Below are 11,381 nucleotides of genomic sequence, written 5' to 3'. Positions count from 1 at the left end.
CTGCTGGGTGCGCAGCCATCCGGCGACCCGCCCCGACCAGGCGTCCAACTCGCCGTAGGTCAGCGACCGGTCACCGCATTCCACCGCCACCGCGTCCGGTGTCCGTTCCGCCTGCTCGGTGAACAGCACCGGCAAGGACACCCCACGCACCGCGCGCGAGGCTCCCTGCCAGCCGGACAGGATCTGCTCCCGCTCGGCGTCCTCCAGCACCTCCACCTCGGACACCCGGGAGCCGTTCCCACCGGCCACGACCCACTCCAGCACCTTCACCATCCGCTGCACCAGTGATTCGGCGGTCGACCGGTCGAAGACGTCGGTGCTGTACTGGAGGGCGCCGCGCAGACCGCCCGGCGTGCCGGTCGTGCTGTGGGACTCGGCGAAGGAGAAACCCAGGTCGAACTGAGGTCGGCCGTCCGCACCCGCTCCAGCAGCTCCGCGAAGGTGGGGTCCCCGGAGACGTCGGTGCGCAGCACCAGCGTGTTCACGAAGAAGCCGACCAGGTCGTCCAGGGCGTCGTCGGTGCGGCCGGCGATCGGGGTGCCCAGCGGGATGTCCGTGCCCGCGCCCAGCCGGGACAGCAGCGTGGCCAGGCTCGCCTGGAGCACCATGAACAGGCTCGTGCGGCTGTCACGGGCCACGCGGGTCAGACGGTCGTGGAGCTCCGGCGGGAGCTCGAAGGTGACGACGTCACCGCGATGGGAGGCCACGGCCGGCCTGGGGCGGTCGAAGGGCAGGGACAGTTCCTGGGGGAGGTCCGCCAGCGTCTTCCCCCAGTAGTCGAGTTGCCGGCCCGCCTCGCTGTCGGGGTCGTCCTCGGTGCCGAGGACGTCGCGCTGCCAGAGGCTGTAGTCGGCGTACTGCACCGGCAGCGGCGCCCACTCCGGGGCGGCACCCCGCACCCGGGCCGCGTACGCCGCCGTCAGGTCCCGGGCCAGCGGGGCCCGGGACCACGCGTCGGTCGCCACGTGGTGGGTGAGGAGCAGCAGGACGTGCTCGTCGCCGCCGACCTCGAACAGGGTGGCCCGCAGGGGCGGTTCGGAGGCCAGGTCGAAGGCGTGGCCCGCAGCCTCGGAGAGATCGGCGGCCAGCCGGGTGGCGTCGCTGGACACGACGGCGAGGGACGGGCGCGCCTCGTCCAGCACGACCTGATGGGGCCCCTCGGCGTCCTCGGCGAGGACCGTGCGGAGGGTTTCGTGTCGTGCGGTCAGGTCGGCGAGGGCGTTCTCCAGCGCCGCACGGTCGAGGGCTCCGGACAGGCGGAGGGCGACGGGGGAGTTGTAGGCGGCGCTGGGGCCCTCGAAGCGGTGCAGGAACCACAGCCGGCGCTGGGCGTGGGACAGGGGCAGCCGCGCGGGGCGTGGGAGCACGGCGGTGACCGGCGTGCGTGCGGCGCCGTTGCCGGTGTCGAGCGCTCCGGACAGGCCGGCGACGGTGGGGGTCTCGAAGAGCTGCCGGATGGCCATCTCGGCACCGAGTGCCGAGCGGATGCGGCTGACGAGTTTGGTGGCGAGCAGGGAGTGGCCGCCCAGGGCGAAGAAGTCGTCGTCGATGGTGACCGAGCCGACGCCCAGCACCTCGGCGAAGAGGGTGCAGAGAATGTCCTCGCGAGGGGAGCGCGGGGCCCGTCCGCCACCCGCCTGCGGCCCGTAGTCGGGGGCGGGCAGGGCGCGGCGGTCCAGCTTGCCGTTCGGGGTGAGCGGGAAGGCGTCCAGGACCACGAAGGCGGACGGCACCATGTAGTCGGGGAGCCGGTCGGCGGCCAGGGCGCGCAGGGCGTCGGCCGGCACGGAGGCGCCCGCGGTCGCCGCGTAGGCGACGAGTCGCTTGTCGCCGGGCTGGTCCTCGCGGAGCAGGACGGCGGCCTGGGTGACGCCCTCGTGACCGGCGAGGACGGCCTCGATCTCGCCCAGTTCGATGCGGTAGCCGCGGAGTTTGACCTGGCCGTCGCCGCGGCCCACGAACTCCAGCCGGCCATCGTGGTTCCAGCGCAGCACGTCGCCGGTCCGGTACATGCGGGAGCCGGGCGGGCCGTAGGGGTTGGCGACGAACCGCTCGGAGGTGAGGGCCGCGCGCCGCCAGTAGCCGCGGGCGAGCCCCGTGCCGGCGATGTATGCCTCGCCGGGGACGCCGGGCGGGACCGGACGCAGCCCGCTGTCGAGGACGTACACCTGTGTGTTCCAGAAGGGCCGGCCCACGGGTACCGGTCCGGTGGGTGCGGGCGCGCCCGCGGGGATGCGGTACTGGACGCTGTTGACGGTGGCCTCGGTGGCTCCGTACACGTTGAGGACGTCGGCGTCGGGGCGGCGGGCCCGCCAGCGGTCGGCGACCTCGCCGAGCAGGAGTTCACCACCCAGCATGATCAGCTCGCTGGGGGATGCCTCGGCGGGCAGCGCCTCCAGAAGGGCGAGCACACTGGGGGTGCCCTTGAGGAAGGTGGCTCCGGGACCCTCGGCGGCCCGCTCGTCGAGGTCGGCGACGCGCACCAGGCCGCCGGAGACGAGGGTCGTGTAGAGGGCGGTGACGGTGAGGTCGAAGCTGATCGGCGAGTGCAGCAGCGAGGTGCCCGTCATCGCCGGGTAGGCGTCGCGGGCCCACTGGAGATAGGCGCTGAGCGAGCGGTGCTCGATGACGACGCCCTTGGGCCGTCCGGTGGAGCCCGAGGTGTAGATCACGTACGCGGGGAGGCTGGGCGGTATCGGCACGGTGGGCGCGGTGGCGGGCCGGGCGGCGAGATCGCCGGTGTGGGCCGGGTCGTCCAGGAGGAGGCGCGGCGCACCCGAGTCGGGGATGCCGGGGGCGAGTTCGCGGGTGGTGAGCAGCAGGGCGGGCTCGGTGTCCGCCAGCATGAACGCGATGCGATCCGCCGGATAGTCCGGGTCCACTGGCAGGTAGGCCGCGCCCGTCTTGAGGACGGCGAGCAGGGCGACGACGGTGTCGCAGTCGCGGGGCAGGGCGATCGCGACGAACCGCTCGGGTGCCGCGCCGTGCTCGGCCAGCAGATGGGCCAGGCGGCTGGAGCGGGCGTCGAGTTCGGCGTACGTCAGGGTGCGGCCGGCACTCGTGACGGCCGGGGCCTGCGGGGTGCGGTCCGCCTGGGCGCGGAACAGGCCGAGGACCGTGGCGTCCGGGACGTCGTGTGCGGTGTCGTTCCACTCCCGCAGCACGCTGTCGCGTTCCCGGTCGGTGAGCAGGTCGAGGCGTCCGACGGGCTGCTCCGGGTCGGTGACGAGGGCGCGCAGGACACGGACGAAGCGGTCCAGGATCTGCTGGGCGGTGGCCGCGTCGAAGAGGTCGGGACGATGGTTGAGCCGGAACGTCATGCTGTCGCGGGCGGCCGCGATCAGCAGCAGCGGGTAGTGGGTGGCCTCCCGGTTCTTGCCGGGGGCCAGGCTGATGGCGGCGCCGATGCCGGTGCCCGCGGTGCCGGAACGGTTGACGGGATAGTTCTGGAACACCATGGAGGTGTCGAAGAGTTCGCCGTGCCCCACGGTGCGCTGGATGTCCGCCAGACCGAGGTGCTGGTGCGGGGTCAGTGCGGCCTGTTCGCGCTGGACGCGGGCGACGAGCCCGGCGAGCGGTTCGGCGGCCCGCAGCCGTACCCGTGAGGGCAGCGTGTTGATGAACAGGCCCACCATGCGTTCGACGCCGTCGATCTCCGGCGGACGTCCGGAGACGGTGGTGCCGAACACGATGTCGTCCCGCCCCAGGTGCTTGCTGAGGGCGATGGCCCAGGCGCTCTGCACCACGGTGCTGAGGGTGAGACCCCGGCCGCGTGCCAGCTCGGTGAGCGCCGCGGTCTCCTCCCGGGGCAGCTCGGCCCGGACCTCGGCCCCGGCGACCGCGGCACGGTCGGCGCCGGGTGCCACGAGGGTGGGTTCCACGAGGTCGGCGAACGTGTCGCGCCAGGCGTCGCGGGCGGCGTCCCGGTCCTGGCCCTCCAGCCACGTGAGGTAGTCGCGGTAGGGACGCACCCTGGGCAGGGCACTGTCGTCGCCCGCGGCGTCGTAGAGCGCGAACAGGTCACCCATGAGGACGGGCAGGGACCAGCCGTCGAGCAGGAGGTGGTGGTTGGTCAGGACGAGGCGGTGCCGGTCGGCGCCGAGCCGCAGCAGGGTGAAGCGCAGCAGCGGCGGCCGCGTCACGTCGAAGCGCGTGGCGCGTTCGGTGGCGATCAGGCCGGCGGCGGCCTCGGCGCGTTCGGCCTCGGGCAGGGCGCTCAGATCGCGCTCGGTCCACGGCAGCGGCACCTCCCGCATGACCAGCTGCGCCCAGTCGCCGCTCTTGCGCTGCCGGAAGGCGACCCGCAGGTTGGCGTGCCGGGCCAGCAGCTTCTCGGCGGCGGTGCGCAGGGCAGCGGTGTCCAGCGCACCGTCGATGTCGAACGACATCTGCACGACATAGGGGTCGAGCTCGCCCTCGTCGTAGACGCTGTGGAAGAGCAGGCCCTCCTGGAGCGGGGCCAGCGGCAGGATGTCCTCGATCTTCCGCGCTGTGCGACTCACTTGCTGGCCTCTTCTTCCGTCTCGAAATCGTGCGGTTCGTCGTCGAAGTCGTCGAACAGGTCGTCCAGTTCCTCCTCGAACGCCTCGATCTCGTCCTGGCCGATGGAGGACAGGGAGACGTCGGAGGGGGTGAGACCGCCCGCGTGGGGGTTCTCGGAGTGCGTGACCAGGGCGCGCAGCGCCTGGAACCACAGTTCGGCCAGCTCGCGCACCTCGTCCTCGTCGAGGATCTCCTCGGCCCAGGTCCAGAACGCGACCAGCTCGGAGCCCTCCGGGCCGTCCTCGGTACGGGAGTTGAGCTCCAGCGGGTGGGCGAGCGGCAGCTGCGGGGGGTCGCCGGCGACGGCGTCGACGCCGGTGACCGGAGTCCAGTCGGCGGCCCGGTCGCCGTCGGCGGCGGTGAACCGGCCGAGGTAGTTGAACGCCACGTGGGGGGCGGCGTGGCCGTCGAAGCCGGCCGCGGTGGCCGGGTTGAGATGACGGACCAGGCCGTAGCCCATGCCCTTGTCGGGGACGGACCTGAGCTGCTCCTTGATCCGCTTCGCGGCGGCGCCCGCCGCCGACCCGCCCGCGAAGGCACGCGCGAGGTCCACACCGCCGGTGTCGAGGCGTACCGGGTACAGGTTGGTGAACCAGCCGACCGTACGGGACAGGTCGGCGCCCTCCACGAGGTGCTCCTCGCGGCCGTGCCCCTCCAGGTCGAGCAGCAGCTTCGGCCCGCCGTGCCGCCAGCGCGCCCAGGCGAGGGCGAACGCGGTGAGCAGCACGTCGTTCACCTCCGCGTGGAAGGCGGCGGGAACGCGGGTCAGGACGGCTTCCGTGACCTCGGCCGGCAGGGTCATGGTCAGCCGGCCGGCGGTGGCCTGGCGATCCCTCGCCGGGTCCAGCGGCCGGCGGCCCGGCGGGGGCCCGGCGGACCGCAGGACGTCCTGCCACCAGGCCGCGTCGGCGACCCAGGCGGGCTTGACGGCCTCCTCGGTGAGACGCTGCGACCAGCGGCGCAGCGAGGTGCCCACCGGTTGCAGGGCGGGCTTCAGCCCCGCGGAGACCGCCTCGTACGCCTCGGCGAGGTCGGGGATGAGGATGCGCCAGGAGACGCCGTCGACGACCAGGTGGTGGATGACCAGCAGCAGCATCCCGGCGCTGTCGCGCCCACGGTCGAACCACACGGCCTGCACGACCCGGCCCTCGCCCAGGTGCAGCCGGTCACGGGCGGCCGCGCCCGCCTCCCGGATGAGGGCGTCGAGGTCGGCCCCGTCGGCGCCGGAGGCGTCCACCCGCCGGACCAGGGCCCCGGCGTCGACACTTCCCGGCTCCCGGACCTCCAGCCGCCGCTCCGGAGCCGGCGTGAGACGGGCGCGCAGTGCGTCGTGGTGGTCCAGCAGGGCCTGTACGGCTTCGGTGAGCGCGTCGGCGTCCAGGTCGGCCGGTACGTCGCCGCCGAGGTCGAAGAACCCGTCGTCGACGCCCACTTCGGCCAGGCCCAGGACGTCCGCGAACAGCGCGCACAGCACCTTCTCCCGCTCGGTGCGGGGTTCCGCGGCCACCGCGTCGGTGCCGGGGGCGGGCAGCGCCCGGCGGTCGAGCTTGCCGTTGGCGGTGAGCGGCAGCTCGTCGAGCGGGACGACGAAGGACGGGACCATGTAGTGCGGCAACTGCTGCTCGAGGTGGGCGCGCAGCGTGCGGCCCAGCGCCGGGTCGGCGTCCTGGCCCTCCGGCACCACGTACGCCACGAGCCGGGTCGGACCGGCGGACTCCTCGCGGGTGACCACGACCGCCGTCTCGACGCTCGGGTGGTCGGCGAGCACGGCCTCGACCTCTCCCGGCTCCACCCGGAAACCACCGATCTTGACCTGGTGGTCGGCGCGGCCCAGGAACTCCAGCTCGCCGCAGTGGTTCCACCGCACGACGTCGCCGGTGCGGTAGAGACGCGCACCGGGCCGCCCGAACGGTGAGGCGACGAACCGTTCCGCCGTACGGTCGGGACGGCCGAGGTAGCCGCGGGCCAGCTGGGCGCCGCCGATGTAGAGCTCACCGCGCACGCCCGGCGGCACCGGCCGCAGCCCGGCGTCGAGGACGTACACCGAGGCGTTCCACAGCGGCTGCCCGATGGAGGCTGCGGTGGGCCACTCGTCGATGTCCCCGGGGAGGGTCGCGGTGGTGGCCGCGTGGGTCTCGGCGGGGCCGTAGATGTTGTGGGCCATCCGCCGCCAGCCGCTCGCGCAGAACTCCCTCAGCTCGTGACTGAGCCGGAACTGCTCCCCGCCCTGGAAGAGGTCGGTGAGGGAGTCGAGCCGTTCACCGGTGTCGGCGGCCGCCGCCAGCACGGCGTCGATCACGAGGGTCGGCGCGAACAGTTCGTTGATGCTGTACCTGGCGATCCACTGGGCCAGTTCGTAGGCGTCGCGGCGGACGTGCTCCTCCGGGATCACCAGGGTCTTGCCGACGACCAGCGCCTGCAGGATCTCCTGCACCGCGAAGTCGAACGAGACGGCGAGGAACTGGGCCGTGCGGGTGCCGACGCCGCCGCAGTACGTTCCGGTGTGCCACGCGAGCAGGTTGACGAGCGAACTCATGGGCATCACCACGCCCTTGGGCGTGCCGGTGGAGCCCGAGGTGTACACGACGTAGGCGGGGTGCCGCAGATCCAGCGGGCGGACCCGGTCCGCGTCGGTCAGGTCGGCGTCCGCGCCCGCGGCGAGTTCCCGGACCGTCTCCGGGGCGTCGAGAACGACGTCGAGGAGGATCCCGTCGCCCAGGAGGGGCCGGGTGGCCAGGTCGGTGACGACGACGCGCGGGCCGCAGTCGGTGAGTACCGCGCGGAGCCGCTGCTCGGGGGCCGACACGTCGAGAGTGAGGTAGGCGGCACCCGTCTTGAGGGCGGCCACCAGGGCCACCACCAGATCGGCCGAGCGGGGCAGGGCGATCGCGACGACATCCTCGGCGCCCACTCCCGAGGCGGCCAGCAGGCGCGCCAGCCGGTTCGCGCGGGAGTTCAGCTCGGCGTAGGAGAGGGTGACGTCCTCACCGAGCACCGCGGTCGCCCGGGGTTCGGCCGCGACCTGCCGCTCGAAGAGCGTCGGCACCGGCAACGGGGGCACGTCGTGGGCGGTGCGGTTCCACTCGTCCACCACACGGTCGCGTTCGGCGGGCGACATCACCTCCAGCCGGCCGATGGGCCGCTCCGGGTCGGCGACGGCTCCCTCCAGGACACGCAGCAGCCGCTCGGCGAACTCCTGCGCGGTGCTGCGGTCGAAAAGGTCGGAGTTGTACTCGACGGCCCCGCCCAGACCCTCGGGCTCGCCGTGCGGGCCGTAGCGCTCGTCGAAGAAGAACGCCAGGTCGAACTTGGCGCGTCCGGTCTCCGGCGCGTGCACGTCCACCGTGAGGCCGGGCAGCCGCAGGATCTCCAGCGCCTCCTGGTTGTTGTCGAAGCCGAGCAGCACCTGGAAGAGCGGGTGACGGGCCAGCGAGCGGACGGGGCTGAGCACTTCCACGAGCCGCTCGAAGGGCACGTCCTGGTGCCCGTAGGCGCCGAGGTTGGTCTCCCTGACCCGGCCGACCAGCTCGGCGAACGTCGGATCGTTCGAGGTGTCCGTCCGCAGTACCAGGGTGTTCACGAAGAACCCGACGAGATCCTCGACGGCCGCGTCGGTGCGGCCCGCCACGGGACTGCCGATCGGGATGTCGGTGCCCGCGCCCAGCCGGGTGAGCAGGGCGGCCAGGGCGGCCTGCGTCACCATGAACAGGCTGGTGCCCGTCTCCCTGGCGAACGCGGCCAGCCGTGCGTGCAGGCCGGCGGACACCTCGAAGGGCACCCGGCCGCCGCGGTGCGACTGCCGTGCCGGGCGGGGCCGGTCGACCGGCAGCTCCAGCTCCTCCGGAAGGTCCGCCAGCGCGGTCTTCCAGTGGGCCAGCTGCCGGGAGATCTCGCTGTCCGGGTCGTCCTCGGAGCCGAGTACCTCCCGCTGCCACAGCGTGTAGTCGGCGTACTGCACGGGAAGCGGCGTCCACGCCGGGGCGTCCCCGCGGGCGCGGGCGGTGTAGGCGAGCGACAGGTCGCGGGCGAGGGGGCCCATCGACCAGCCGTCTCCGGCGATGTGGTGGACCACCAGGACCAGGACCCGCTCCCCGTCGTGCGCGGAGAACAGCCAGGCCCGGACGGGGAGCTCGGCCGCGAGGTCGAAGGGGTGGGACGCCGCGGCACGTATCCTGCCCGGCAACTCGCCGGGCGCCACGTCGACCTCGATCAGTTCCGGCGTCGCGTGGGCGGCGGGCAGGACGATCTGCCGCGCCCCCTCGGAGTCCTCGGCGAACAGGGTCCGCAGCGACTCGTGCCGGGCGACGACGTCGGTGAGCGCCAGGCGCAGCGCGGCCCGGTCGAGCGCGCCCTTCAGGCCCAGCGCCACCGGGATGTTGTACGTGGCGCTCGGCCCCTCCAGGTGGTTGAGGAACCACAGCCGCTGCTGGGCGTACGACAGCGGGATCCGGGCGGGGCGCGCCACGGCGGTGACCGGCCGGCGGGCGCCCGACGCCTCGTCGAGCGCCTCGACGACGCCCGCGACCGTCGGGTTCTCGAAGAGCCGGCGGATGGACAGCTCCACACCCAGCACCGCGCGGATCCGGCTGAGCAGTCGTACCGCCGACAGGGAATGTCCGCCGCGGTCGAAGAAGTCGTCGTCGATGCCCACGGAGGCGACGCCGAGCAGCTCGGCGAAGACGGTGCACAGGATCTGCTCCCGCGGACTGCGCGGCCCCCGGGAACGTGCGGGCCACACGTCCGCCGGGCCGACGGGTGTCCGCCCGGGCACCTCGACGAGCCGCAGCTCACCGTCGGCCGACCAGCGCGCCGACGTGCCGGTGCGGTACATCCAGCCCGCGCGGCCGTACGGACACGGCAGCCACCGCTCCTGCTCCGCGGCATCACCGGCCGGACCGGAGCCCGTCACGTACAGCTGCCCCACGACCCCGGGCGGCACCGGGACCAGGGTGTCGTCGAGGACGTACGCGAGAGTGTCGTCCGCCGTCCGCGGCAGGGACGAGCCGGACAGCGCGGCCGCCACCGGAGGCCGGGTCGCGTCGCTCCACTCGAACAGGATCTCCGTGCGCTCGCCCGGGGCGAGAACGTCGATCTCGCCGATCGGGACCTCCACGTCGCGGGCCGTCGCGGACAGCAGGCGCACGAAGCGGTCGGCCACCGAGCGGGCGGTGCCGCGATCGAACAGCTCGGCGGAGAACTCCAGGTCGATGGTGACGCCCGCGGGCCGTCCGAGGCCGTCGACGTGTTCCGTCAGTTCCCAGTTGAGGTCGAACTTGGTGTCCTCGATGGGGAGCCGCTCCAGCTCCACCGCCAGTCCCGGCAGCCGCGCCTCCTCGGCGACCGTGGCACGCGGGTCGGTGTTGTGGAGGGTCAGGCACACCTGGAACAGGGGGTGCCGGGTGAGCGAGCGGTCCGGGTTGACGGCCTCGACCAGCCGCTCGAACGGCAGGTCCTGGTGCTGGTACGCCTCCAGGCTCCGCGCCCTCACCCGCTCCACGAGCTCGGCGAACGTCGGGTCGCCCGAGGTGTCGGTGCGCAGCACCAGCGTATTGGCGAAGAACCCGACCAGCTCCTCGACGGCCGCGTCGGTGCGGCCCGCGATCGGCGACCCGAGGGGGATGTCGGTGCCCGCGCCGAGCCGGGTCAGCAGGGCGGCGATTCGAGCTGGTCGGGGAGTCCGGTGAGGGTGTGGGTCCAGTAGTCGAGTTGGCGGGTGATCTCGCTGGTGGGGTCGTCCTCGGTGCCGAGGATGTCGCGCTGCCAGAGGCTGTAGTCGGCGTACTGGACCGGCAGCGGCGCCCACTCCGGCGTGGCCCCCCGCACGCGGGCCGCATAGGCGGCGGCCAGGTCACGAGCCAGCGGACGCATCGACGAACCGTCGCCGGCGATGTGGTGCAGGAGCAGCAGGAGTACGTACTCGTCGTCGCCGACCTCGAACAGGGTGGCCCGCAGGGGCGGTTCCGCGGCCAGGTCGAAGGAGTACCGTGCCGCCTCCGCCAGCCGTGCCGCGAGCCGCTCCTCGTCCACGGCGACGGCGTCGAACCCCAGGGCCACCTCGTAGGGCTCCAGGATCACCTGGGTGAAGCCGCTCTCGTCCTCGGCGAAGACGGTCCGCAGGCTCTCGTGCCGGGTCACGACGTCCGCGAGGGCCTGTCGCAGGGCTTCCTGGTCCAGGGCTCCGGTGAGCCGCAGGGCGCCGGGGGCGTTGTAGGCGGTACTGCCGTCCTCCAGCAGACTGAGGAACCGCAACCGCTGCTGGGCGTAGGAGACGGGGATCCGTCCGGGCCGCGGTCCGGCCGTGACACCGGGACGCCGTACGGCAGCACGGGCCGGCTGCTGGTCGAGCGTGGCGCTGATACCGGCGACGGTGGGGGTCTCGAACAGCTGCCGGATGGGCAGCTCTGCGCCGATGGTCGTGCGGATGCGGCTGATGAGTGTGGTGGCGAGGAGTGAGTGTCCGCCGAGGTGGAAGAAGTCGTCGTCGATGGTGACGGTGTCGGTGCCGAGTACTTCGGCGAAGAGGGTGCAGAGGGCTTGTTCGTGGGGGGTGCGGGGTGCGCGTCCTTCGCTGGTGTGCTGGTCGTGGTCGGGCGTCGGCAGGGCGTTGCGGTCGAGTTTGCCGTTGGGGGTGAGGGGGAGTTGGTCGAGGGTGATGAAGTGGGAGGGGATCATGTAGGCGGGTAGGTGGGCTGCTGTGTGTGCGGCGAGGTCGTCGGTGGTGGTGTCGGTGCCGACGGTGTTGACGGTGTAGGCGGTGAGGCGTTGGTCGCCGGGTTGGTCTTCGCGGACGATGACGGCGGCTTGGGTGATGTGGGGGTGGGTCATGAGGACGGCTTGGA

The 11,381-nt window shown here is 73.1% G+C and carries 4 protein-coding genes; all 4 read right to left on the bottom strand.

What is annotated here, in order from left to right:
* On the bottom strand, positions 1–273 hold a 273-nt coding region (locus IG94_RS39870; RefSeq protein WP_157852418.1), incomplete at its 3' end, for a hypothetical protein.
* Positions 267–4,502 (bottom strand): non-ribosomal peptide synthetase, encoded by a 4,236-nt coding sequence (locus tag IG94_RS39330; protein ID WP_052411069.1) that lies wholly within the window; start codon positions 4,500–4,502, stop codon positions 267–269. The genes IG94_RS39330 and IG94_RS39870, both read right to left, overlap by 7 nt.
* Entirely contained in the window at positions 4,499–10,144 is a 5,646-nt protein-coding gene (locus IG94_RS39865) for a non-ribosomal peptide synthetase (RefSeq protein ID WP_248783117.1), read from the bottom strand. Before IG94_RS39865 ends, IG94_RS39330 begins: the two co-directional genes overlap by 4 nt.
* A gap of 41 nt (positions 10,145–10,185) precedes the next feature.
* The coding region (locus IG94_RS43930; protein ID WP_248783116.1) for a condensation domain-containing protein at positions 10,186–11,381 on the bottom strand (1,196 nt) is incomplete at its 5' end.

Origin of the sequence: Streptomyces olivaceus, assembly GCF_000721235.1 — a bacterium.
In the GTDB taxonomy this organism is placed as follows: Bacteria; Actinomycetota; Actinomycetes; order Streptomycetales; family Streptomycetaceae; genus Streptomyces; species Streptomyces olivaceus.
This window is presented reverse-complemented; position numbering and strand designations above follow the sequence as displayed.